Consider the following 26,232-nt stretch of genomic DNA (forward strand, 5'->3'; position numbering starts at 1 on the left):
AACAACTTAACAAAAGAAGCCGGATTCCTGGAAAGTGAGGAACCGGCATTTTTTGTTACTGACATACTTTTAGTTGAAAAGGATCTAGATACTTACACCTTTTTGACCATGAGCCTTTCATTGTTATAATCTGATTCGCCATTGAATGCAAAGCCGGATTTCCTATACAAATGAAGGGCAGCCTGATTATCTTCAACTATGTTTAAATAGATTTCAGGACAACCATATTCTTCTATTATTCTTTTTATTAAAGCCTCCAACATGATACTTCCAAGCCCGAAACCCTGATGTGCAGCGTCAATGAAAAAGCGGTCTAACCACACTCTGCCATTTTCGCCTTCCCCAGGGAAAAATCCATACATCGCAAAGCCGACCAAGATATCATCATAATAGAGCCCAACTGGCCTGTAATATTTACATTTCTTAGCGTCTTTTAAACATTGTTCAGTCGTTTCGATGTAAGCCTTTTGCTTTTCGTTTATTCGCAATTTCAAAATATCCGTTACCTTTTCTTTCGAGACTTCAATTATTGTAGTCTTCATCAGTTATTTTCCTTCCTCATTTCACACTTGGTTATACGCTTTGTCATGATATATAAATACCCTAAGGTATATATGGTTACGAACGTTTTTGATGTTAGTAAATCTGATCGTTGATTTCCACTCCAGGCACTCGGTTTCCGCGGGCGGTCCGCCCTCGGCCACGCTTTCCACGTAGGAGTCTCGTACCTTCCGTTCCAATCAACTTTGTTTTATTTAGATAGAATCCTTTTGTCTACAAACTAGATAATATTTGTTTGCCGACAGTCTTTTTTTGTTTGTGGTTTATAATTTGGGAACGTTGATTTCCACTTCAGGCACTCGCTTTCCGCGGGCGGGCGGGAGTCTCCTCGGCTCGCCTGCGGGGTCTCCCATGCCACGCTTTTCCCGCAGGAGTCTCGTACCTTTCGTTCCAATCAACTTTGTTTTATTTAGATAGAATCCTTTTGTCTACAAACTAGATAATTTTGTTTGCCGTCAGTCTTTTTTTTGGTTTATAAATTGGGAACGTTGATTTCCACTCCAGGCACTCGGTTTCCGCGGGCGGGAGCCTCCTCGGCACGCCTACGAGGTCTCCAATGCCACGCTTTTCCCGCAGGAGTCTCGTACACCCGCTCCAATCAACTTTGTGTTTTAAAAGAAAAAACTACAGGCTGCTCTATTCGGAACCAAGTTTGAGACTAGTTTACCCTTTAAGTTTTTTTCACCTGTAATCCTCATTGGATGGAAGAAATATGCGACACTCCAGCCGAAATACTGTCTAGCCGAGATCCCGTAGGCGCTTACGCCGAGGAGGCTTGGCAGACAGTCGGCGGAAAGGGAGCGGATTTCTGAAATCAGCTGGAATGTTTTCTAGAACAAACTGCAGGCTGGTCTATTCGGAACGAAGTATTAGACTAGTTTATCCTTTAAGTTTTTCACCTATAATCCTCATAGGATGGAAGAAATATGCGACACTCCAGCCGAAATACTGTCTAGCCGAGACCCCGCAGGCGCTCGCTTTGATGCGGCTTAGCAGACAGTCGGCGGAGGGAAGCGGAATTCTAAAATCAGCTGGAATGTTTTCTAGAACAAACTGCAGGCTGGTCTATTCGGAACCAAGTATTAGACTAGTTTATCCTTTAAGTTTTTTTCACCTGTAATCTCATTGGATGGAAGAAATATGCGACACTCCAGCCGAAAATACTGTCTAGCCGAGACCCCACAGGCGCCACGCCGAGGAGGCTTGGCAGACAGTCGGCGGAAAGGGAGCGGATTTCTGAAATCAGCTGGAATGTTTTCTCGAAAAAACTGCAGGCTGGTCTATTTCCAACCAAGTTTAAGATTAGGTTATCCTTTAAGTTTTTTTCACCTGTAATCCTCATAGGATGGAAGAAATATGCGACACTCCTGCCGAAATACTGTCTAGCCGAGACCCCACAGGCGCTTACGCCGAGGAGGCTTGGCAGGCAGTCGGCGGAAAGGGAGCGGATTTCTGGAATCAGCTGGAACGTTTTTTAAAAAAACTGCAGACAAATTCGGATTTCTCTGGAGTCTGAAAGAAACAGAGGTTTCTTTACAATCGTTATAAAATAAACTATTGTAAAGAAAACCTATCATTCAGTCTAAATTATTGTTCTAAATCATTATGTATAGAGGAAGGTATATGGAAATATGGGTGTAAAGTATAGAATGGTCGTAGAACAAATGGAGAAAGAAATATTAGATGGAAAATATACATTAAATACTAAGTTACCTACTGAAGAAGAGTTGATGAAGAAGTTCGATGTCAGCAGGAACACCATTAGAAAAGCAATCAACATATTGGTTGAGCAGGGTTATCTCTATCAAGTGCAAGGAAGCGGCATATTCCTAAGGGAATTTACCAGACCGGGCTGCATTTCGATGAGGGATATGGGTGGCTTAACCAAAGTGTTTCCCAATGATGAAATGAAAAGTAAAGTGTTGAAGTTAGAGTTAATAGAAGCCGATGAAAAATTGGCCAAACAAATGAAGTGCAATGTAAAAACCAAAATCTATAACCTGAAAAGGGTTAGATATTTAAATGGTCAACCCATTGTAATAGAAGAGTCCTTTTTCAATAAAGACATCATCCCCATCATAAATAAAGAAATCGCAAATGGTTCCATTTATGAATATATAGTCGAAGATTTGAAGTTGAATATCGGGTTTGCGGATAAAATCATTTCGTGTGAAAAACTTAATGACGATGATGCTGGGCTTTTGGACTTGCAGCCAGGTGATCCGACTTTAATCGTTGAAAGTACGGTCTTTTTAAAAGCGGGAGCCGTTTTTGATTTATCAATCGAGAAATATAATTACACTTCAGCCAAATTATTAACATTGACTTAAAAAGTGCAGGGAAATTCTTGAATAAGCTTTTACGGTGTGAATGGGAGATATCGATTCACACCGTTTTTTCTTCATTCATTTCTCTTTTTCCCCAACGATCCCATAAAACAAAATCTTCATAATATCCTCAGTCAAAGGCAGGATGCTTTGATAAACCTCTTCCCGTTGGATATATTCATTCATTGCTTTTATATAAAATAAAATCGCTTCATTAGATAAGTTCGGATCAACATATCCTTGTTCCTTCCCCTGGTTAAACAGATCGATAAAGCGGGGCAGGGCCTTTTCTGTATATATTTTTTCCATATAGTTGATTCCGGAAGAATATTCCTTCATTAAATATTGATAAAAATCTTCATGAATTTGTTTGGCTGTTTCCTTCTTCGTGAACATGAGCTGCTTTATTTTTTCAGGGAAGGCGATGTTGCTGGCCAGTATTTGTTCAAATTCATCCAATGCCTTATCTGTATAATAAACAAAAACCTCATGAATTAGATTATGTTTGCTTTCGAAGTAATTATATATCGTTACTTGAGATACATTTGCTTTTTTTGCTATTTCCCCAATCGAAATCTTTTGGACACCATACTCCATGAATAAAGCTAAGGCAGCCTCCAATATATTCAATTTTTTTTGTTCCCTGCGTCGTTGAAATCCGTCCATTGTTTCACCTCAATCTTAGTTTAATTAAAAATATGTAATAGAACAATTAAATAAGTTCATAAACTATTGTCAGGAATTCTTCTTTTGTATATTATGAACTAAATCAATTAAAATATTTCATATTTTTTCAATGAGGAAGAGGTGGATGAGGAATGTCAGTATTGAAAACAACGGATTTAACGAAAAAGTTTGGAAAGTTCACCGCTTTAAATGGTGTGAACATTGAAGTGAATAAAGGGGAGGTATTTGGATTCATCGGTCCTAATGGTGCTGGAAAATCAACAACGATCCGTGTGCTGCTCGGGATTTTAAAAGCGACGGATGGGGAAGCGAAGATTTTTGGCAAGGATGCATGGAAAGATGCGGTTGAAATTCACAAGCGAATCGCGTATGTTCCGGGAGATGTGAACCTATGGCCCAACTTAACTGGCGGGGAAGTTATTGATCTATTTGTTGAATTACGCGGGACGAACAATAAAAGCAGACGCGAAGAACTAATAAAAAAATTCGATTTGGATCCTTCCAAGAAATGTGGAACATATTCAAAGGGTAACAGGCAAAAGGTTGCTTTGATTGCTGCTTTCTCATCTGATGCCGACCTTTATATATTGGATGAACCAACATCAGGTCTAGATCCATTGATGGAAAGGGTTTTCCAGGAATGTGTGATGGACGCGAAAAATGAAGGAAAAAGCATATTGCTTTCCAGTCACATTCTTTCTGAAGTGGAAAGGTTATGCGATAAAGTGGGCATCATTCGGCAAGGGCAAATAATTGAAACGGGAACATTGGATGAGTTACGTCATTTAACGAGAACAAGCTTGCTTGTCGAAACGAAGCAGCCTATTCCTGCTTTAGGGAATGTAAACGGTGTTCGGGATATCGTGATGAAAGACCAGGCACTTTCATTCCAAGTGGATACAGATGAGTTGGATAATGTCATGAAGTATATAAGCCAGTTTGGAATTGTGAAATTGGAAAGCGCGCCGCCTACATTGGAAGATTTATTCATGAGCCATTATGAAGGTGTAGGGAAGACTTCAGATTCTGGGGCGGGAGGTGCGTTATAATGGCGAACCAGTCCTATCATAATACAGGGAGACTCTCCCGATTCATCGTCCGGCAAGATCGGATTCGGATCCCTGTTTGGATCATTTCCTTATCCGTCCTTTCCTTTATGGTTGCGATGGCATTCACCGATCTGTACCCGACTGGGCTAGAAAGGCAAACCATTGCAGAAACGATGAAGAACCCTGCAATGACAGCGATGGTGGGGAAAGGTTATGGCCTGGATGACTATACAAACGGAGCGATGATGGCGCATCAAATGTTACTGTTAACCGCTATGGCTGTGGGGATAATGAGTATTTTACTTGTTACACGCCATACACGCGCAGATGAAGAGGACGGCCGTATCGAAATGATCCGTTCTTTGCCGGCTGGACGATTGGCTAATTTATATGCAACCATTTCCGTATCGTTTGGAACGAATGCGTTGATCGCGATAATAATCGGTTTCGGGTTGTATGCTCTGGGAATAGAAAGCATGGATTTGGAAGGTTCCCTTATGTATGGAGCTGCTTTAGGGGCAACCGGTATTTTCTTCTCGGCAATAACGGCATTATTTGCCCAGCTTACCGAGAGTGCTCGAGGTACGATGGGTTACTCCATCACTGTATTGCTTCTCTCCTATCTTATTCGGGCGATAGGGGATGTCAGCAATGAAACACTTTCCTGGTTTTCACCATTGGGTTGGGTTTTAGGTTCAGAAGTATATGTGAATAATTATTGGTGGCCAATCATCCTTACGATCGGTGCGGCAATCATTTTGGTTGCCTTATCTCTATATTTGAATGCCATCCGTGATTTGGAAGCTGGATTCATTCCGGCTAAGCCCGGCCGGAAATATGCTTCATCGTTTTTAAAAAGTCCGCTTGGTCTCGCGCTGAGGCTTCAGCGTACAGGATTGATCGCCTGGGCAGCCGGGATGTTCATTTTAGGAGCATCTTACGGTTCCGTTTTAGGTGATTTGGAATCCTTTTTTACAAAAAATGAAATGATGGCCGAACTATTGGCGCCCGTTGAAGGCTATTCGCTGACAGAACAGTTCTTGACAATGTTGATGTCAGTCATCGCCATGATATGCACCATCCCGCCTTTAATGGCAATGTTAAAGCTTAAAGGGGAAGAAAAAAAGAACCATACTGAACATTTACTGAGCCGCGCTGTTTCCCGTACAAGGCTTATGGGCAGCTATCTTATCATCTCCGTTATTGGCGGTTTTCTCATGCTTGCGCTTGCTGACATCGGTCTTTGGGCAGTCGGGAATTCCGTGATGGATGAAGGGGTTGCTTTCGGCACTATATTTAGTGCAGCGATGGTCTACCTGCCTGCGATGTGGATCATGATTGGTATCGCCGTGCTGTTTACTGGATTTGCACCAAAATTATCCGGTTTGACTTGGCTTTACTTGACCTACTCAATCTTAGTCGTTTATTTAGGGGGAATGCTTCAATTCCCGGAATGGATGGCAAAACTAACGCCATTTGGCCATATTCCGAAACTTCCTGTTGAAGATATGGACTTCATGAAAGTATTCATGCTTACAATCATAGCTATCTTATTACTGGCTGCAGGCTTTCTCGGATATAACAAACGGGATATCCGCGGTTGATGGTTCGACTATGATTCTATTATTCCTGAAAAAAGCCTGATTTCTCGTTGTTTTAATGAGAGATCAGGCTTTTATTGGTTATCAGTCATGGGGAATCAATAATAGTACACCTAGTGCCATGATGATGAAGAATAAATAACTTTCGAATTTCTTCGCGGGAATTCGCTTATTCATGAAGATTCCGAGACCTGTCGCAAGTAATATGGCTGGAATGGAATAAGCGTAAAGAATAAGTGAATCGGCTGTCCAAAGTCCGCCTAGCGCATGACCTGTCACGACCAGGATACCGGATATCAGGAAATGGGCTTGCAATGTTCCGCGGAATCGATCTGGATTCCATCTTCGCAAAGTTCCATAGACGACGACCGGCACCCCGTTAAAGTTATAGGCGCTGCCAAGGGCTCCCGACGCAAAACCGAAGGGCCATACCCAGCCCTTCGAGTTAAGTAATGGTTTATCCACAGCCTGAAAAAGTCTTTGCTTTAGAAGAGAATATCCCCCATATGCAATCAAAAAAACACCCAGTGCAGAAGTGATGATCATAGAAGGTGCGTAATGGAGCAAAGCCAGGCCGGCTGGTATGCCGATCACCGTTGAAGCCGCCAGCCTGATTAATACCGAGCGTTCGATATGCCGCCATCCGCTAACGACGGTTAGTGAAGCGACGGTAAGACCAGCCAATCCAATCAGGGAAACCGAAGTATTAAGCGGTATATGAAGTAAGGCAAGCAGAGGCATGCTGACAATCGCTTCACCGAACCCGAACATCGTCCGCATCAAGGCGCCGATAAAGACTGCCGCCACCACCAATATGATGCTGCTGATCGTCATTCGTTCACCTCCTAAAAGCACAATAACCCTTCTATAATTATACCATACCAATCCAGTTTTAGACCGAGGTAACCGCACTTAAAAACGGGTTATTTAAGACCCTTTACACTCTTTTTAAAGCGTTTGATTAACTATTTAATGGAGAGGTACACACCCTTTGTTTTTGTTGTCTATGAGTCGAAAATGAGGCTGGGAAGGAGGGGGTATATCTTGAGGTGTTAATATATTTTGATGTGAGGGTTTTCTAACAGATTAATAGAGGTAGCGCAGAATCGTTTGTTAAATTAAAAAGTTTCCTAAAGTATTGGGGGATTTGCTTTAACTCTTGTTCCTCTACTGTAATCACTCCCTGGTTTTTCTCAATAAAGAATCCGGGCTCACATTGGGAAGCAAAAATGATGCGTGTTTTTAGAGTATTCCCTATATTAGAATATCTTTTTCTACTAAAAATCAATTGTATTTTTATAGAAAAATTGTTATTGTTAACTTTAACTTATAAAATATGGGAAAAGGGGAAAGTTATATTGAAAAAGATTAAAAGAGTATTAGTTTTAGTTTTAGCATTAACATTAACATTTATCTTTGTCACTCCAGAATCTAACACAAAAGCAGCAGAAACAAAAAGCAATCCTTTAGAATCACCAGAATCATACATTGATTATTTGAATCAATTTAAGAAACAAACTCAAACTCGAACTTTTAGTACAAATACTACTGATACTGATGATGAGAATGTCGAAGAAATAATTGATCAATTTAGTCAACTTTCATCTGAAAAACAAGAACTATTTTTAGATATTTTATCTAATACAGAATTAATGGCATTAGTGTATGCTGGAGAATCAGATGAATTAGGTGAATATGCCGAGTATATTCAATGGACTGAATCAGATGAAACTCCATTAATTTCTACTTTCGCATCAACTAAAACTAAAACAATTAGTCATACTGGAACTTTAGGAGTTTTAGGAGTCCCTATTACAAAATATAAAATCACAGGAAAATATAATTATACTTCTAGTGGTGCTACATCAGCCCTTTCAACTAAAGGAGAAGTAGTCTATCATTATAATCCAACCATCGCTACAGATTTAACTTATTATGGTGGTTATATCAATAATAAAAAATATTACGGAGAGGTAACTTTTTATTATAAAGTTGGAGTAGGATCGCTTGGTATTGTACAAATAGGAAATGTTTATCTTAAAGTATCAGGAAATCATCTAGGAAAACTCTCAGGTAGTATAAAAACTTCTGTAAAAAAATAAATTTCACATATAGTAGGTGATTATATGAAAACTTGGAAGAAAATACTTATTAGTGTAGTATCAATTCTAATAATCTCTATGATAATTGGAATTATAAGCTTTTATTCAATTTAAAGTTTAATCTGCTAACCAAAACAAAGACCATCATTATAAGATGGTCTTTGTTTATTGTGTGCCCAGCAGGGGTACACATTAAACGCCAAATCCTTTGATAGAGGTGAGTCCTTAAATAACAGAAGAGAAAAAAAGGTAAAAGTGAAAGACAATAAGCCCCTTGGCTACAAGTGGTTTATTTTGGTGTAACTGCGTACAATATCGCTAAGTTTCATCGAAAAAAAACAATGAAAAAGTAAAATTAATAAAATAGGGGGACATGAAAGGGACATTGATGGTTTTATTAAGGGAGTTTTCATGTACCCACAAAAACACTAGGCTTTGCCTAGTTCAACAACTTAGTTGGGGACAGTTTTTCCTTATGCTCTTTCTTCCACCAATACCTTTAAGTTATGACACTTTCCATTTAGATAAATCAAGTAATTGGCTGAAGAAACAAAGGCACAAAAAAAGGAAGAAGGACTTTTGTAGTCCCCCTTCCTTTTTTCGCTTTACTTTTTTGAAATTTTTCTTAATAAATATAAAGCGTATATGATAGCTGGTATAGCTCCAATCATTAAAATCATGTTTATTAAACCAAATATAAAATAAGAAGGCGATACATTCATTTTAATTCAAAACCCTATTAATTTTAATTTTTATATGTGTATTATTCATTTGAAAAATTCCCCTTATTTAGTAAATTAATTATGTACTAGCAAATTATAAACTAATTTAACTATCAATTGTACATATTTTCCCACTAATTAGGAATGCAGTCCTTAAAATGTTTATTTACAACAAAAATTACTTTAATTGATTAAGTTGAATGTCAGATAAATTACACTCAGCATTGAACAAAATCCTGCAAATGAAAGAAACGCATAAGTTAGAGTACCTACTACCCCTATTGACGTTAACACCACAGCACTTGCCATTACCCTCAACACGTACAATGCAGGATGCAACTCACTACCTCAATAGAATGAGTGAATTAGAGATTAGATTAAGGATTAGAGTCAGGAACCTACGTGGGCCGATGTTAACCTCCGTTAAGTTATGACACTTTCCATTTAGTTAAATCAAGTAATTATTTTCCTGCATAAGAAAAGGCTGAAGTGGAAATACTTCAGCCTAAAAAACCCTATATTTTAGAAGAATATCCTTTAGCATTTACGAATCAATCTCAGGTCTTTTTTTCATTCAGTTAGTGAATTAATCATAAAAGATTAGATGCATATCACTGTTAGTCCTTGATTTCGCAAAAAATTCTGCTTCATTTCCTCCATCAACAAAGTTACCAATACCCCGGAAAATACCACATTGGCCTCGATCTAAATATCTTACCCCTACATAATCATTATAACTGTCAGGATCATACTCCCATAATTCAACTTTTAACTTACCCGCTGGACCCACGTAAGAATCCCGACAAATCTTATAATCACCACCAGTAGAGGCAAACTGATCACTTTCAGCACCGTTAGAATAAAGAGATTGTTCTCCTAAGTAATCCCAGCCACTTGCAAATGTAGAAGAAGGGAACAACAACGCAGCTAACAATATCACAGCACTCATTTTAAACATCTTCATGCTCATTCCTCCTCACCCGTTTTGATTTATTATTTTCCATATAATTCTAATCAATATTTTTTATATTATCATCTATCCAAAGATTCACTTTTTCATGAAGCGTTTTTGTAGTATCCACTACTTCATGCCTAATATATGGAATTAGAGAAAAAAATGAAATGTGCTCGTCATTCAGTTTTGAAATGTATTTCTGAATCATGTTTAAACTTTTAAGCCTTACCGGATCAAGTAAACGGTTTACCTCTGAATCCACCATTTGTGTAGAGACGTCCCGATTTCAAATACCAGCAATCAGCAGCATAGTTGCTGCTAAACTAACACAGCAATCCATGGAATAGGCCAATGCTGAAATTCTTTCATGCTCATAAGCTTTGATCTTAAATGAATCCTTTCCTTCAATTACTTCGGCTTCTAAAGCCCCTCTAAAAACCGTATGCCTGCAGTCTCATTTAAAATACATGGACGCCCACCATACATTCCCTGGAATTGATAGCTGCCATTATTATTTTTTTCCCTATATCCTTTACAGGCTTATGAACACATTCATTTAATGAGTGTTGAACGCAAAGAACATATTAGGGCTATCCAGGGAATAAAATGAAAGGGATATTTTAAAGGAAAGCGGGGCTGTGCATGTGAAAATCCATGTGGTGAATAGGGGGGATTCTTTGTGGGGAATTTCCCAGCAGTATGGTGTCAGTATCAACCGGATTGTTCGGATCAATGGCCTTGAAAATCCAGATAAGCTGGTGATTGGCCTAGCCCTTTTGATTCCTGAACCTTATCTTCAGTACAGGGTTCAGCAAGGGGATACTCTGAATAATATCGCAAATCAGTTTGGAATTACGGTACAGGAAATCATGCAATCGAATCGCATCACAAATCCTTCCGCTATCTATCCAGGGCAGAGACTAACCATCCCGGTTATTTATCATACCGTAAGGGAACGAGATACCCTTTATGATATAGCGAGACGTTATGGAACGACAGTTCAGGCCATTATGCAGATGAACAGGATTACAGATCCGTCCAATATCCATATCGGACGGATAATGAGGATTCCCCAGAAACCAAAACCCATCATTGAAGTAAATGGTTTTACAAACGTTTACGGGCAAGCCGGTGCGGAGCAAGTACGTGAAGTAGCCTACGATCTGACCTACGTAAGTCCATTTGGTTATAGAATGAGGCAAGATGGCAGCTTAGAAGTCATTGATGACATCCCGACGATACGGGCGGCACAGTCGACTGGCGTCATACCCATGATGTGCATAACGAATTTTTCCGCGACGGAAGCGGGAACTCAGCTTGCCCATACAATACTTTCCGATTTAAATTTAGTGGAAACATTATTAACCAACGTCATAAAAACGATGAAAGATAAAGGGTACCGTGGATTGAATATCGATTTTGAAAGTGTAGCACCAGAGGACCGTGATTTCTATAATCGCTTTCTCCAAAGAGCAGTGGATCGGTTGCATCCTGAGGGTTACTTTGTGTCATCCTCCCTTGCCCCAAAAACTAGCGCCAATCAAAAGGGGCCATTAGTTGAGGCACATGATTATCCTGTTCACGGACGGCTGCTCGACTTCGTGGTGCTGATGACATATGAATGGGGTTACCGAAAGGGGCCGCCGCAGGCAATCTCCCCCATTAATGAAATAAAGCGTGTCCTTGACTATGCCGTAACGGTGATACCAACAAATAAAATCTTCATAGGATTTCAAATTTATGCACGGGACTGGCTTATTCCTCATGAAGAGGGACAGGAAGCAGAGACTTTCGACATGCAGGAAGCGATCAGACGCGCCGTCCAATATAATGCAGAAATAAAATATGACGAGACAGCCCAATCTCCTTATTATAGGTACAAAGATGATCAGGGACGCACACATGAAGTTTGGTTTGAGGACGCACGCAGTGCCAAAGCCAAATTCGATCTGGTGAAGATTTACAGGTCAAGGGGTCTCAGTTATTGGGTACTTGGTTATCCGTTCCCCCAGAATTGGGAACTGCTTGGGGATACATTCATTGTACGGAAACTGTAGGGTGTTTTGTTACGGCAAGGTAGATCACATAATTGATATAGTGATGGGCAGCTTTTTTATAAAGCTGTCTATTTTAGTATTTCGAAATGCACTACAAGAATTACCGGTTTTTTATGACAACGTTTAAAATCGTCTGGAACCTGAGTAGATAAAGGGACTTAATCGAGGACGCCATATGGTGGTCCTTTTCATTTTAATGAGAACTCTTTAAAAAACTAAGGGAGTGGTCATTCAAAAAAGGAAAAGGGCTCCTCATTGTGGAATTAGGAGATTAGAATATCACTTACCGGAGGCATATTTTATGGAACTAACCATCATAAATACGTTTACAGATCAACCTTTTAATGGAAACCCTGCTGCAGTCTGCCTTCTTACCGTGGAAAGTGACAGCGAGTGGATGCAGAGCATAGCTAAAGAGTTTAATATGCCTGTTACCGCTTTTATTCAACCTCATAATGGTGAATGGAAGCTGCGATGGTTCACACCTTCCATTGAAATCCCGATTTGTGGACATGGGACGCTGGCAAGCTCTTTCTTTTTATGGGATAAAGGATACGTGCCAAGGAATCAGCCGATTGCCTATCAGACGAAAAGCGGGCTTCTCACTGCAAAATTCGTTGAAGGAATGGTTCAGCTGGAATTTCCGTCATTAAGGGAGAAGGAGACCGCTGCCCCTGATTTACTGATAAAGGCTTTAGGTGTTGTGCCTGCGTATGTTGGGCAAAACAAATGGGATTTTCTAGTCGAAGTTCAATCAGAGGAAATCGTAAGGAATTTAAAGCCGGATATAGACTCCATTGGCCAATTGCCGGTTCGGGGCGTCATCGTGACGAGTCAATCCGATAACAGTGAATATGATTTCGTTTCACGTTTCTTTTCCCCTGCGCAAGGCCTTGACGAAGATCAAGTAACCGGCTCGGCCCATTGCTGTCTGGGCCCCTATTGGAAAAGCAAGCTGGACAAAAGTATTTTTATAGCTTATCAGGCATCGGAAAGAGGCGGACTGTTGAAAGTTGAAGTAACGGAAAACACAGTTAAACTTTCCGGCCATGCCGTCACAATATTCAAAGGGAACTTAACCATCTAGATAATAAAGGAGGTTCGGAATGGTTTCATCCCTAACCATGATTTTAAAACAAGACTAGAATATCCATAATGTTTTTTTACTATAACCCTCATTGGATGGAAGAAATTTGCGACACACCTGCCGAATACCTGGCTAGCTGAGACCCCACAGCCGCCTGAGTCGAGGAGGCTTGGCAGCCAGTCGGCGGAAAGGGAGCGGGTTTCTGAAATCAGCTGGAATGTTCTTTGAAAAAACCGCAGGCAAACTCGCTTTTCTTCATTTATGTACAGTCTGAGAGAGAGCTAAATCTCTCTTTTTTATTTTTGGTTAATTTAGGTATAAAGACCAAGGGTGATACCGGCTGAAACTGATGCTATTTTACTAGTGAATCGTTTTATTGATATATCATCTATCTGTTACTAGGTATTTTAGGGTGACTATAATGAAAATATTCTGTTAATATTCGGTGCAGTATTGTAAATTTGTTTTAAAATTGGATTATTTTGTTGTAATATAGGAGATACACGAATCTTTAGAGGAAAAAAGTAGGGTGGATTTGTGTATGGGTAAGTAAATTTGTCGGAATTCATTTTTTTGGAAAAGTGTGTCAATTATATGGATAAGTTAGCAGAATGTTATGCCAGTATAGAACTAATGGGGGGATTACGATAATGGGGAAAAAGAAAATCGTAAAAATTGCTTCAGCTACCATAATGGCTGCGACAACGATCGTAGCAGTAGCGCCGGCACCATCGGATGCTGCCACTAGCCTTAATAGTAAAATCAAAACGGCCAAGGCCGCCATCAAAAAACCATTCGATACCTATTTCTACACTTCTAAACTCGCTTCAGTGTCCACTGTTGAAAAACAAATCAAGTCTGCAAAACAAGCAAAAAAAGACATCAACTCTACCATTAAAAAATCAATGTTAAGCAAAAAAGAAAAAGATGCCAAATACAAAGAAATCGAAGCTTATGATAAGTACATCACTCGTTCGGAAGGTTATGTAAAAGGATATAGAGCGGCTGAGAAAGCAAAAGCTGCACATGGCAAATCGATTGGCAACCTTACGAATTCAATACTTGCCAAGAAATCCATTGATATCAGGAATCAATACGAGGCACTGGATAAAGCCGTGAAAAAGGCAGATAAGGATATTAAAGATACGGTTTACGGTGCGAAAATCGAAAAGCTCCTATACGATAAATTCACTAAAGCGACCAAAACAGCTTTGAACGGTGACCTGAAAGTTCCATACTACTATGAAAAAGCTGCTTACTGGGTGAAGAAAGGTGATTTGAAGACCGCGGATAAGCGCATGCAGACCGTTTCTTCACAATTGAAGAAGGTCAGCAAAACATCCAAGCTCGGAAAAGCCATACACGCCTATGTTAAAGAAGTGAAAGGTAAGTATGATGATGCGGTATATGCAGAAAAGAAAAAAGAAGTGGCAAAGCAGGTCAATGTCTATGTAGCTCTTGCAAATGGGGAACTTAAAACGAAAGAACAGATAAAAGCGGCTAAAAAGGCCAGAGCCGACATCCATTTAAATGGGATCAAGGAGTCGGACCGAAAGGAATTCGAAACGAAAATAGCATTGGCGGATAAGAAAGTAGCTGCTGCTAAAGAAGCTTTGAAAAATCCACGGAAGGCAATCACGCTTTCCTTGATGCATACGAATGACACGCATGCCCACTTGGACAATGTGGCCAAAAGGGTGACGGCTGTTAAGGAAGTGCGCAAGAGCAAGCCGCAAGCTCTTTTGGTTGATGCAGGTGATGTATTCTCGGGAACTCTCTATTTTAATGAATTCAAAGGGCAAGCGGATCTTCGCTTCATGAACTTAATGAAATATGACGTCATGACATTCGGGAATCATGAGTTTGATTTGGGTTCAAGCGCCGAAGGGCATCAAGCTTTGGCTGACTTCATTAAAGGGGCAAAGTTCCCGTTTGTCAGTTCCAATGTGGACTTCTCCAAAGATGATAAGTTCAAGGGACTATTCTCGGATTTGATTTCAAGTAAGCCAGAGCAAGGGAAAATATACAATGGCATCGTAAAACAAGTGGATGGCCAAAAGGTAGGGTTCTTCGGGCTTACGACTGAAGAAACGAAAGATATTTCAAGTCCAGGAAGTATAGAATTCGAAAATTATCTTGAAGAAGCCGAAAAAGCGGTCAAGGCATTCAAAGGCATGGGTGTCAATAAGATCGTTGCCGTATCCCATATTGGTTACGATGATAATGCGGCATATGACAATGATTTAACATTAGCTGCCAAGGTCAAGGGCATCGACGTGATCGTGGGCGGACATAGCCATACGCAGTTAAACGCCCCCGTTGTTATTGATAAGGATGATAAGGGGAAAACGAAAGATCCCACAGTCATCGTTCAAGGGTATCAATATAGCGACTATTTAGGAACGATCGATGTGGAATTCGATAAGAAAGGCAAGATTGTCGGACAAGCCGGTCAGCTGATTAAGCTTTCTGAAAAACAGGATGATGCCGAAGCGGCAAAAGTGCTCGAAACATACTCCTCGAAGATTAAGGAGCTGAAGGAAACGAAGACTGGGGCAACAGCTGTAAAGGCCTTGGAAACCCCTCGTGATTCAGGTGATGAAACGAAACCGAGTGTTCGTAAAAATGAAACGGAACTGGGTAATTTAATTACGGACGGAATGCTTAGTAAAGCGAAGGAATTCAATAAGGATACGGTAATGGCATTTCAAAATGGCGGGGGAATCCGCGCTGGCATCGATCAAGGTGAGATCACTTTAGGGGAAATCCTCACCGTTTTACCGTTTGGGAATACGTTAGCGACGATGAAGCTCACGGGTGCAGAAATCAATGAAGCATTAGAGCATAGTGTAAGCCTGGCCCCTAAGGAAAATGGCGGCTTCCTGCATGTTTCCGGAATGAAATTCAGCTACGACAGTTCGAATGAAGCAGGCAATCGTGTGACAAAGGCAGAAGTCCTGGGACAAGATGGAACATATTCCGAATTGGATCCAGCGAAGGAATATACCGTGGCGACCAATGCTTTTACAGCCAAGGGCGGAGATGGATTCACCGTATTCAAGAAGGCTTATGAAGAAGGAAGAGTGACGGATATAGGCCTCGCTGATTGGGAGAATTTACGTGATTATGTAAGCGGGCTGAAAACTGTCGATCCAAGCATCGAAGGACGCATCAAGGATGTGGCTGGAAGCAATACAGACCCGACTGTGGTATTGGCTAAAGACTTTGGCGGAACGGCTGATGCGCCAAAAACACATGAAGGCAATGTAGTTGTGGATATCACGGATATTGCTTCATTGGAACATGCAGTGGTTAAAGGGAATCTTACATTAACGGGAACTCCTCCGGATGATTTTACTTTTTCAGAGGTTACAGTAGAGGGTGATTTGGATTTATCGGGACTTAATGGTAAGACCGTAAGCCTGAGCGGTGTCACGGTGAATGGCGAAACCATTCTTTAAACGGTTTTCAAATGATTGCTGAGCCAATGAAAAAAAGTTGGAGGGGTTGAGATCTTGAAGAAGAACGGGATAAGCAAGCTTTTCTTTGCCATACTGATCGTACTGTCAACGGTTCTGCCAAATGCAGCCGCAGCAAATGCCGAAGGGACAATATCGGTCGTGGAAGCGATTAATAATAACAGCGGAACGGCGACGGTGAAGGGATATATCGTCGGTACAGCTAAAAGCGGTACAAGCTATCAACAAACATCGCCTTTTACTGAAAGTACGAACATAGGCATTGCCGATAGTCCGGATGAAACGGATGTTAAGAAAATCATGCCTGTTCAGCTTCCAGCCGGAAGTATCCGAACGGCTTTGAATTTGGTCGAACATCCGGAATTACTTAAAGCGCAGGTGACGATTACGGGGAAGCTGGAAAAGTACTTTTCAGTACCCGGCCTGAAATCCGCAACGGATTTCACGATCATCACTGATGGGGGAACAACCCCTGAACAGCCTGATGTGAAGGTTCTGGATTCCATTGCCGAGGCGCGCACGAATACGGAAGATGTCGTGCAGGTCGATGGGGTGGTAACGACAGGACTTGGTTATTGGGGAGGAAAAGGTTTTTATATCCAAGATGAAACGGCAGGGCTATATGTTTATGGTTCTTCGTGGCCTGCGGAAGTAAAGCAAGGGGATAAGGTTAGATTAATCGGACGTGTATCCGCTTATAATAAGGAATTACAAATCCAACCAACTTCCCTTGAAGTCGTATCTTCTGATAATGAACTTCCTGTAATCCAAAAGGTTGATGCCTCAGGGGTCAATGAGGATACACAAGGTGAGCTGGTCACCATCGATAAGGCGACCATTACAGAATTGGCCCCATCGGGCACATACGGAACATTCGAATTCAAAGCGGAAGATATTGAAGGGAAATCCGTCATCGTTCGCCATGATAACCGGACCGGTTCGAGCTATGAAGATTTCGTGAAAAGCTTTAAAGCAGGGGATGTCATTTCCGTAACCGGAATCGGATCGAGGTTCAATGACACGTACCAGTTGAAGCCGCGTGGTATTGAAGATTATGAACTGGTGAACAAACCGGCCGTTTACACGGATATTTTCCCTGGTACGGTTAGTGAAAATACAAAGGTATCACTTGAATCTGGTTGGGAAGGAGCGAAAATCCATTATACGCTGGATGGATCCGCACCAACGTCTTCAAGTGCTGTGTACACAGAACCTATCATTTTAACGAAAGATACGGTCATCAAGGCAATCGCTGTCAACGACAAGACATCGGAAGTTTTCACATTTGCCTATACCGTTAATAAAACCACTGAAGTGAAGATTCGTGACATTCAGGGGATGAATCATTTTTCATCTTATGAAACTCAACTCGTCTCAGGTGTGGAAGGTGTCGTCACTTATGTAAAAGATGCGAATAACTTTTACATGCAAGATCCCAACCCGGATAAGGACTTAACGACTTCCGAGGGAATACTTGTGTATAACAAAGCGCATGGCCTAAAAGCGGGCGATCATGTCAAAGTGGCAGGTAAAGTCGCCGAATGGTATATCGAAGGATACGCTGAAATGAAAACGACGGATCTGCCGACAACTGAATTGACCAATACGACGATTGAAAAGCTTGGCACTGCATCGATGCCAGAACCGATCGTCATCGGAAAGGATGTCATTCCGCCGTCTGAGAACATTGATGATGATAGATTGACAGATTTTAATCCGGGTGAAGACGGTATTGATTTCTACGAGAGTCTGGAAGGAATGCTTGTAGAAGTATATAACCCGAAAGTGGTTGCTCCTCAAGACTATGGTGAATTGGTCGTGATTCCAGGGAGTATGGAAACGACGACTGCAGTTGGCGGCGTCAAAATAACGGAAACGGATTTCAACCCTGAAAGAATTACTCTGGATATAAATGATGAAACATTTGCAGCCAAAACGGGTGATTTCTTTGAAGGTTCGATCACGGGTGTGATCAGTTATGGATATAGCAACTATAGGGTAGTGACGGATAAAGCCCAGCTGCCGGCGTTAAAGGATGGCGGTACGGCTCGGGAAGTGACATCTTTAGAGAAGGATGCTGATGAGCTATCGATCGCTTCCTATAATATAGAGAATTTCTCCACTCAAACCGCAAATTCGAAAGTTGAAACGATCGCAGCATCCATCATTACCAATCTTAAACAACCCGATATCATCGGAGTAACGGAGATGCAGGATAACGATGGGGCAACAGATAGCGGGACAACGGATTCTGCCCAAAGTGCCAAGAAGTTAACCGACAAAATAAAAGAGCTGGGCGGACCGCAATATCAATACATCGATATCGCTCCAGAAGATAAACTTGATGGCGGTGCACCTGGCGGGAATATCCGTGTAGGCTTTTTATATAATGCCGACCGTGTCAAATTGACTGAAGGAACGAAAGGGACGGCAACACAGTCCGTGGCTTTCAAAGATGGAAAACTTACCTTGAACCCTGGACGAATCGAGCCTGCCGATCCCGCCTTCAAATCAAGCAGAAAGCCTTTAGCGGCTCAATTCGAATTTAAAGGCGAAAGCGTAGTGGTGGTGGCCAATCATTTCAATTCCAAGGGCGGTGACCAGCCGTTATTCGGCAAAAACCAGCCACCTGTCCTTTCAAGTGAAACGCAAAGGCTTCAAATTGCCTCCATAGTCAATCGGTTTGTCAGTGATATCAAGTCACAGGATGCCGAAGCGAATATCGTCTTGCTTGGAGACTTTAATGATTTTGAATTTTCGGCTCCGCTTAAAACATTGAAGGGCAAGGATTTAACCAATATGATCGAGAAAGTCCCTTTTGAGAAACGTTATTCTTACACCTATCAAGGCAATTCACAAGTACTGGACCATATCCTGGTATCGAATAATATGGCCGCGGCCACAAAAGTCGATATTGTCCATATTAATTCATCCTTCATGGAAGTTCACGGAAGGGCTAGCGATCATGACCCTGTATTGATTTCAACCACTTTATCTGAATCAGGCGGAGTTGAAACTCCCGCTCCAGAAAAAACATATAAACTGACAAACGTTAAAACGAAAAAACTTACGATTGCTTCACCTAGTGCTTTAATCGATCTTGATGAAACATCCAGCTTCGAAGAAGGTATCTGGTTAAAAGGCTCATATGCTGTACTCAAAGGCCTTGGGCTGAAGAATGCTGCTGTGACGATTAAACCGGATAAGGATGGGGCAATCATTGATTTTGGCGGCATGGAAGTGAAGGAAGTAATCATTGATAATGCTAATGTAAAAGAAATCAGAGGCGCTGAAAATGTTCAGAAATGGTCGGTAACAGAAGGTGTCGACACATCGAATATCAAATTTGTCGATTCCAAGGGGGAAGCAATTGCTTCCCCTTTCGACCCTAAAGAAAATCATGCGCCCGTCTTAACGAAAACACTGGAAAATCTTGAAGTGAAAGCCGGTTCAAAGGTAACCATCGATTTAAGTGAGCACTTCTCAGATCCTGATGGGGATAAGCTGACCTTTTCATCCACTATCGGTACAGTCACTGGCCAGACATTAACGCTTCCTGCAAATGAAGCTGGAACATACCTTGTCGCAGTCAAGGCCGAGGACCAGCTATCGGAAACGGTTGCCCGTTTCACGTTGACCGTATCGAATGATAAGCCGCTTGAAGTTTATTACGAAACGGCGGCAGGAAAAACGGGAACGGAATTGAAAGCGGTTCTGCACTCGATAATTAAGGGCCATACGATGTTATCTTATGATCAAGTGTGGAATGCCCTTAAAGAAACGGATGAAGATCCGGTGAACAAACAGAATGTCATCTTGCTTTACTCTGGAAAATCGATCTCGGAGAACGCGAATGGGGGCAATGCCGGACAATGGAACCGCGAACATGTTTGGGCAAAGTCCCACGGTGATTTTGGGACAAGCAAAGGTCCCGGGACAGACCTTCATCACCTCCGTCCCGCTGATGTGACAGTCAATGGAAAACGGGGCCACCTTGATTTCGACGAGGGGGGTCAAACATATAGTGGATGTGAATGTAAGTTTGATTCAGATTCATGGGAGCCGCCAGACCATGTTAAAGGCGATATAGCACGGATGCTATTTTACATGGCCGTCCGATATGAAGGAAACGGCGAGTTGGATCTTGAATTATCCGATACAGTCAATACGTATCCGAAGCCGCTTCATGGAAAGCTATCGACACTCTTGAAATGGAATGAACTCGATCCAGTCGACGATTTCGAGAGCCATCGCAATGATGTCATTCAGGATTGGCAAAATAACCGCAATCCATTCATCGACCATCCTGAATGGGCATCCGAAATTTGGGGTGCCGCTGAATCCAGAGATGAAAAAAAGGCGAGTTAAATCGGAGATCGAAGGGAAAAGCAGCCTGATGGCTGCTTTTTTTTAGTTTGATTACACAGGTAATTAGAAAGTGCCTCACCCCGAACATGATTTTAAAAGAAAACGGCATGTAAGTGAATGGGTTAATTATCTTAAAATACTGAAGAATCAAATATTATTTCTAGGTTAAATAATAAAAAATATTGGTAGGTATGTTATGTAATATATGTTAATATGGGATATGCAATGAAAGGGTTTTCATTGCAGAAATAATAAAAATATTTTAATATAGTAATAATGCCGCTTTTTGATCTTCATTCACTTTAAAAGACGGTTAAAAAATTTATTGCCAGAAATGGGGCATTACACGATGAAATACAGATCTGCATTCGATATAATCGGTCCCGTCATGATTGGACCTTCAAGTTCACATACAGCAGGAGCTGCCAGAATTGGCAGAGTAGCAAGGACATTATTCGGAAAGCAACCGAAGAAAGCGATTATTTCTTTATATGGTTCTTTTGCAAAAACATACAGGGGACACGGTACGGATGTTGCTGTCGTAGGCGGGATCTTGGATTTCGATACGGATGATGAACGAATCCCTGCCTCTTTAACGATAGCGGAAGAAGCCGGTATGGACGTTTCCTTTACAATCGAGGATACTGTGATGGATCATCCTAATACAGTCAAAATCAGATTGTTCGACGAGGATAAGGAATTGGAACTTGTCGGGATCTCGATTGGCGGCGGAACGATAGAAATAACGGAGCTGAATACATTCAAGCTCAAATTGTCAGGGGAAAACCCAGCCATTTTAGTCGTGCATAACGATGTGTTTGGAATCATATCTTCCGTTTCGACCGTATTGGCGAATCATGAAATTAACATTGGTCATATGGAAGTTTCACGAAAAGAAAAAGGTCAAATGGCTCTCATGGTGATTGAAGTCGATCAGAAAATCCAGAGCGATGTGATGAAGGAAATTGAAGGATTGGAAAACGTGTCGCAAGTCATAAGGATGGTTGAATGATCATCATTAAAAGTGCTGGCATAGATATGGAGGTAAAAACATGTTCCGAAATGTAGCAGAGTTAGTAGAACTTGCTGAAAGTAAAAATGTGAAAATCGCGGAAATCATGATTTTACAAGAAATGGAGTTCTCAGGCCTGTCGAGAGAACAGATCATCGAAAAGATGGACAGGAATTTGACAGTGATGGAACAAGCGGTGGAAAGAGGCCTGAAAGGTGTGCAATCCGTGACAGGCCTAACGGGCGGAGATGCCGTTCTTTTGCAAAATTATATCAAGTCGGGCAAGGCACTGGCAGGTAATTTATTATTGGATGCCGTCAGTAAAGCTGTTGCCACGAACGAAGTGAATGCAGCAATGGGAATGATCTGTGCCACTCCGACTGCAGGTTCTGCGGGAGTTGTCCCCGGTACATTATTTGCCGTGAAAGAAAAATTAAACCCGACCCGGGCAGAGATGATTGAATTTCTTTTCACTTCCGCTGCCTTCGGATTCGTGGTTGCAAACAATGCTTCCATTTCTGGAGCGGCTGGTGGCTGCCAAGCAGAAGTGGGCTCGGCAAGCGGAATGGCCGCAGCTGCGATAGTGGAACTGGCCGGCGGTACACCAAGCCAAGCGGCAGAAGCGATGGCGATCACTTTGAAGAATATGCTTGGATTGGTTTGTGACCCAGTGGCTGGGTTGGTTGAAGTTCCTTGCGTGAAACGTAACGCAATGGGTGCATCCAACGCAATAACGGCAGCTGATATGGCACTTGCGGGCATTACGAGCCGCATTCCATGTGACGAAGTGATCGATGCCATGTATAAAATAGGATTGACCATGCCGGTTGCACTTCGTGAAACGGCAGAAGGCGGCTTGGCTGCGACTCCTACTGGGCGAAAATTGGCAAAGGAAATTTTCGGTTCATATAAATAAACATCCAATCCCATTAACAATAGGTTTGTTAATGGGATTTTTAATTTGTCTTAAAAATAAATGAGGCTATTTTTGTGAATGAAAAAAGGAAATTAGAGGAAGACCGAGCGATTTGGCGTTTTTGGACACGGGGATGGAAACAGTCGTTGAAAAATCTGAATTATCAGTGAATATGGAGCCATAGCAACTTTGTGAGTTATCCCTTTCAATGATAAGATGAGTACGAAATTCACTATGGGAAGGATTGATTCTTCATTAATTTTCTCGAACTAACGTACACGTCGGCAATGGAAAAAGCGATGTTTCAGGCTCATGGAATCGGCTATGCACTATATGCTCAAAAACTGGAGCAACGCATGATGGTTGAACAAGAACGGGAACAGGATTATCTACAGGGCAGGCGTATATCAGAGGAGATGAGAGCCAATCTTTTTTTGGGGAGCTAATTTCGATCTGCGATATCGATAACATAAACGAAAAAATCTGGAAAAAGGAGCAATCGAAAAGATTGCTCTTTTTGTCCGGCCATAAAGGGTAATTTTCCATTAAAAAGAAGGAAACATCACTTTTAAATAGAATGTACGTTCATGAAGAGGAGGATGGTCTTGTTGGAGAAAAGAGCATTGCTAGTATCAGCATTACCGGGATATGAAGAGGAAATTGGGCGGTGGCTATGGTGTTTAGAAGATGTTCGCCGTACGCTTATATCAGAATTGACTGGAATCAGCCAAAATATACTCGATTCGAAAATCGATGAAAGGCAAACGATTGGCTCGATGTTATATCACATCGCGCTGATAGAGGCAGATTGGTTATACGAAGAGGTCCTTGTTACGGAATGGGATACGGAAATATCCGCGTTGTTTCCAGTAGGGTGCCGTGCTGAAGATGGCTCCCTAAATCATATTGAAGGACAAACATTGGACGAACATTTCTACCGACTCAATAAGGTGCGTGAGGTATTTCTTTCAAACTTCCGCACGATGGACCTGAAGGAGTGGCGTAAACCGAGGGTGCTTGATCAATATGACGTCACACCTGAATGGGTCGTTTACCATTTGATTGAACATGAATCACATCATCGAGGTCAGATTTTCCAATTGCTGAAGAAATTACGGAATAAATGTGAAATTAAAGAAATGTGAAATTAAAGAAATGTGATGTTTTATCCCTGCTATCAACATGGTCTCACACCGAACCATGATTTTAAAACAGGACTAGATTATCCTTATTGTTTTTTTACCGTTATCCACAGGAATGTTTAATAAATAAAGAACGCGTAGATAAACTTGCTTTTCTTTCAGTCTGGAGCTGCCTTTATGGCAGCTTTTTGTATGTTGAGTTACGGTATGGTTGGATATTTATGGTGGATTACCCATAATGAGTTACGGTTTATGGTATATTGGTTAATGTCAATCTTCAACATGGTCCAAGACAAGACGGAGGAAAAAAGAATATTTCTCGGAGTGATGATGTGCTTACGTTTTTATTTGTTTTTAAATTAAAGAACAGGTCCAAGCCTTCACGGATGAAAGCATTGAGGTTTCCGATCTTATGAGGTTATAGCGGTCAGTGCTATAAAAGACGGTGACGCCATCGTAAATTGAAATTGAAAACAAGACTTGGTTATGGTTTATGGGATGAAACCAACTGAGACGTTTTTTAATAAAAAAACTGTAGGCAAACTCGCTTATCTCGAGTTCATCTACAGTGTATATGCCTGGACTGATTTTATATCATTTAATCAATTTGGTGATCATGACCGAATTTCGACTTTAAGACGCTGCTTGCATACCCAATGAATCCTCCAACAATGGCAGGGATGATCCACCCAAGCCCAGCTTCATACATAGGAAGTATTGCAGTGAAGAAATCATTGATGAAAGTAATGTGTACACCTGCTCCATTTAATCCATCAAATAGACTGACGATGAATGTTAAAAGTAAGCTGCCTTGATAAACTTCAGGTCTTCCCTTAAATAAGGAATGAAGAAATGTTAGGAAGATCAAAACAATGGCTAATGGATAAATGGCTGTCATAACCGGTACTGAAATGGCAATTAACTCAGTTAGTCCAATATTGGCAATGATTGCACTGAAAATGGATAAACTTATGGCAATCGTTTTGTAAGGCAGACTTGGAAATAGTTTATGGAAGTACGTCGAGCAAGAGGTAATGAGTCCTACGCTCGTCGTAATACAAGCTACTGTGATCATTAAGCCCAATAATAGCCCGCCATATGAACCAAAGTAGTAATCCGAGACTTTCGCCAAGATAATGCCTCCATTATCCAAGCGTCCAAGTTCCCCAACGCTTGAAGCACCCATATAAGAGAGAGCTGTATAAATGGTAGCAAGGATAACCGCCGCAATGGCAGTCGCTTTTCCACAAACGATCATGATTTGTTTTTTTGTTTTGGCACCTTTTTCTTTGATGGCATTAATGATGATGATGCCAAAAACAAAAGATGCAAGAGTATCCATGGTTAAATATCCTTCTCTGAACCCGTTAAAAAATGGTTGAACCATATAGTGCTCGGCAGGTGCTTCAAAATCTCCAATTGGATTAACGAAAGCGACTACCACCAGGATTCCAATGAACGTCAACTTGATGGGTGTCAAAACTTTCCCCACAATTTCGACAATTTTCGCAGGATTGAGCGAAAGAAGACATGAAAGTGTAAAAAAGATGATGGTGAAAATAAGTAAAGGCAATGGACCTGGATCTTCAGGCAAAAAAGGTTTTACACCGATCTCAAAAGAAACGTTTCCTGTTCTAGGCATGGCGAATAATGGACCAATGGCTAAATAAAGAATGGTTGTGAATACAATACCAAATACTGGATGGACACGGCTCGCTAATGATTGTAAGTCATCTTTTCCAGAAAAACCGAGTGCCAGTACACCAAGTAACGGTAATCCTACTCCTGTGACCAAAAACCCTGCATTAGCCGACCAGATATTCATGCCTGCCGATTGACCAAGCATTGGCGGGAAAATTAAATTCCCTGCACCGAAGAAAAGGGCAAATAACATGAACCCAATCACTACTATAAATGAAGATGGAACCTTATTAGACAAAATAAACCCTCCGACCAAAATTTGCTATTTTAGAAAATTATTAAATTTTCTAAAAATTATATAAACAGTAATACTAAGACCGTACAGTATTATAACTAAATTAAATTGATATTTCAATATATTTTTTGTTTTTTATTATTTACCTTGATGATCAGTGGTCCGCCCTTATCTTATTTTGAACATCTAAAGGCTGCTCATACTCATGAAATTTGAAATATAAAGGAAATG

General features: G+C 41.2%; 17 protein-coding genes. 12 read left to right on the forward strand and 5 right to left on the reverse strand.

Features of this window, described 5'->3' with window-relative positions; all coding sequences use genetic code 11:
* Positions 1–92: 92 nt before the first annotated feature.
* A complete protein-coding gene (locus tag A6755_RS04800) occupies positions 93–542 on the reverse strand; it encodes a GNAT family N-acetyltransferase (protein WP_063589915.1) in 450 nt (149 codons plus the stop codon).
* Between the two features lie 1,650 nt (positions 543–2,192).
* Here A6755_RS04800 and A6755_RS04805 point away from each other — a divergent pair.
* On the forward strand, positions 2,193–2,891 hold the full coding sequence (locus A6755_RS04805) for a GntR family transcriptional regulator (protein WP_063589916.1): 699 nt from the start codon (positions 2,193–2,195) through the stop codon (positions 2,889–2,891).
* 75 nt (positions 2,892–2,966) lie between these two features.
* On the opposite strand, the gene A6755_RS04810 is transcribed toward A6755_RS04805, so the two are convergent.
* A complete protein-coding gene (locus A6755_RS04810) occupies positions 2,967–3,554 on the reverse strand; it encodes a TetR/AcrR family transcriptional regulator (protein WP_034310816.1) in 588 nt (195 codons plus the stop codon).
* A 152-nt stretch (positions 3,555–3,706) separates the two neighbouring features.
* Here A6755_RS04810 and A6755_RS04815 point away from each other — a divergent pair, with 152 nt between their 5' ends.
* Complete coding sequence (locus A6755_RS04815; RefSeq protein ID WP_063589917.1) at positions 3,707–4,624, forward strand: ABC transporter ATP-binding protein; 918 nt, start codon at positions 3,707–3,709, stop codon at positions 4,622–4,624.
* Positions 4,624–6,228, forward strand: a complete 1,605-nt coding sequence (locus tag A6755_RS04820) for an ABC transporter permease (protein ID WP_063589918.1) — start codon at positions 4,624–4,626, stop codon at positions 6,226–6,228. The genes A6755_RS04815 and A6755_RS04820 overlap by 1 nt, the downstream gene beginning before the upstream one ends.
* Before the next feature lie 81 nt (positions 6,229–6,309).
* On the opposite strand, the gene A6755_RS04825 is transcribed toward A6755_RS04820, so the two are convergent.
* On the reverse strand, positions 6,310–7,059 hold the full coding sequence (locus tag A6755_RS04825; protein ID WP_063589919.1) for a sulfite exporter TauE/SafE family protein: 750 nt from the start codon (positions 7,057–7,059) through the stop codon (positions 6,310–6,312).
* Between the two features lie 524 nt (positions 7,060–7,583).
* On the opposite strand from A6755_RS04825, the gene A6755_RS04830 reads away from it, so the two are divergent.
* Positions 7,584–8,327, forward strand: coding sequence for a hypothetical protein (locus tag A6755_RS04830; protein ID WP_134402083.1), 744 nt, complete (start codon positions 7,584–7,586; stop codon positions 8,325–8,327).
* Positions 8,328–9,635: 1,308 nt separating this feature from the next.
* Here A6755_RS04830 and A6755_RS04840 read toward each other — a convergent pair.
* A complete protein-coding gene (locus tag A6755_RS04840) occupies positions 9,636–10,013 on the reverse strand; it encodes a hypothetical protein (RefSeq protein ID WP_231688529.1) in 378 nt (125 codons plus the stop codon).
* Between the two features lie 635 nt (positions 10,014–10,648).
* Between A6755_RS04840 and A6755_RS04850 the strand changes: the two genes are divergently transcribed.
* From A6755_RS04850 to A6755_RS04880, 8 genes are all read left to right on the forward strand, one after another.
* Entirely contained in the window at positions 10,649–12,061 is a 1,413-nt protein-coding gene (locus tag A6755_RS04850; protein WP_063592435.1) for a glycoside hydrolase family 18 protein, read from the forward strand.
* Between the two features lie 301 nt (positions 12,062–12,362).
* Positions 12,363–13,148, forward strand: a complete 786-nt coding sequence (locus A6755_RS04855) for a PhzF family phenazine biosynthesis protein (protein ID WP_063589923.1) — start codon at positions 12,363–12,365, stop codon at positions 13,146–13,148.
* A 650-nt stretch (positions 13,149–13,798) separates the two neighbouring features.
* A complete protein-coding gene (locus tag A6755_RS27495; RefSeq protein WP_244889633.1) occupies positions 13,799–16,609 on the forward strand; it encodes a bifunctional metallophosphatase/5'-nucleotidase in 2,811 nt (936 codons plus the stop codon).
* A gap of 54 nt (positions 16,610–16,663) precedes the next feature.
* Positions 16,664–20,995, forward strand: coding sequence for an endonuclease (locus A6755_RS04865; protein WP_063589924.1), 4,332 nt, complete (start codon positions 16,664–16,666; stop codon positions 20,993–20,995).
* Between the two features lie 349 nt (positions 20,996–21,344).
* The gene (sdaAB, locus tag A6755_RS04870) at positions 21,345–22,007 is read left to right on the forward strand and encodes an L-serine ammonia-lyase, iron-sulfur-dependent subunit beta (protein WP_054399153.1); all 663 of its coding nucleotides are present in this window, start codon (positions 21,345–21,347) and stop codon (positions 22,005–22,007) included.
* 40 nt (positions 22,008–22,047) lie between these two features.
* Positions 22,048–22,923, forward strand: a complete 876-nt coding sequence (gene sdaAA, locus A6755_RS04875) for an L-serine ammonia-lyase, iron-sulfur-dependent, subunit alpha (protein ID WP_053536547.1) — start codon at positions 22,048–22,050, stop codon at positions 22,921–22,923.
* Between the two features lie 299 nt (positions 22,924–23,222).
* Entirely contained in the window at positions 23,223–23,369 is a 147-nt protein-coding gene (locus A6755_RS28430; protein ID WP_197281894.1) for a YuzK family famiily protein, read from the forward strand.
* A gap of 159 nt (positions 23,370–23,528) precedes the next feature.
* Positions 23,529–24,068, forward strand: coding sequence for a DinB family protein (locus tag A6755_RS04880; RefSeq protein ID WP_244889634.1), 540 nt, complete (start codon positions 23,529–23,531; stop codon positions 24,066–24,068).
* 595 nt (positions 24,069–24,663) lie between these two features.
* Here the strand turns inward: A6755_RS04880 and brnQ are convergent.
* Positions 24,664–26,004, reverse strand: coding sequence for a branched-chain amino acid transport system II carrier protein (brnQ, locus tag A6755_RS04890; protein ID WP_034310842.1), 1,341 nt, complete (start codon positions 26,002–26,004; stop codon positions 24,664–24,666).
* Positions 26,005–26,232 lie beyond the last annotated feature (228 nt).

The organism is Peribacillus frigoritolerans (assembly GCF_001636405.1).
Classification (GTDB): Bacteria; Bacillota; Bacilli; order Bacillales; family DSM-1321; genus Peribacillus; species Peribacillus frigoritolerans.

Bases quoted from the DNA above. Each gene is read 5' to 3' on its own strand.
- A6755_RS04800 (WP_063589915.1), bottom strand. From the start codon at position 542: ATGAAGACTACAATAATTGAAGTCTCGAAAGAAAAGGTAACGGATATT.
- A6755_RS04805 (WP_063589916.1), top strand. From the start codon at position 2,193: ATGGGTGTAAAGTATAGAATGGTCGTAGAACAAATGGAGAAAGAAATA.
- A6755_RS04810 (WP_034310816.1), bottom strand. From the start codon at position 3,554: ATGGACGGATTTCAACGACGCAGGGAACAAAAAAAATTGAATATATTG.
- A6755_RS04815 (WP_063589917.1), top strand. From the start codon at position 3,707: ATGTCAGTATTGAAAACAACGGATTTAACGAAAAAGTTTGGAAAGTTC.
- A6755_RS04820 (WP_063589918.1), top strand. From the start codon at position 4,624: ATGGCGAACCAGTCCTATCATAATACAGGGAGACTCTCCCGATTCATC.
- A6755_RS04825 (WP_063589919.1), bottom strand. From the start codon at position 7,059: ATGACGATCAGCAGCATCATATTGGTGGTGGCGGCAGTCTTTATCGGC.
- A6755_RS04840 (WP_231688529.1), bottom strand. From the start codon at position 10,013: ATGAAGATGTTTAAAATGAGTGCTGTGATATTGTTAGCTGCGTTGTTG.
- A6755_RS04855 (WP_063589923.1), top strand. From the start codon at position 12,363: ATGGAACTAACCATCATAAATACGTTTACAGATCAACCTTTTAATGGA.
- A6755_RS27495 (WP_244889633.1), top strand. From the start codon at position 13,799: ATGGGGAAAAAGAAAATCGTAAAAATTGCTTCAGCTACCATAATGGCT.
- sdaAB (WP_054399153.1), top strand. From the start codon at position 21,345: ATGAAATACAGATCTGCATTCGATATAATCGGTCCCGTCATGATTGGA.
- sdaAA (WP_053536547.1), top strand. From the start codon at position 22,048: ATGTTCCGAAATGTAGCAGAGTTAGTAGAACTTGCTGAAAGTAAAAAT.
- A6755_RS28430 (WP_197281894.1), top strand. From the start codon at position 23,223: ATGTTTCAGGCTCATGGAATCGGCTATGCACTATATGCTCAAAAACTG.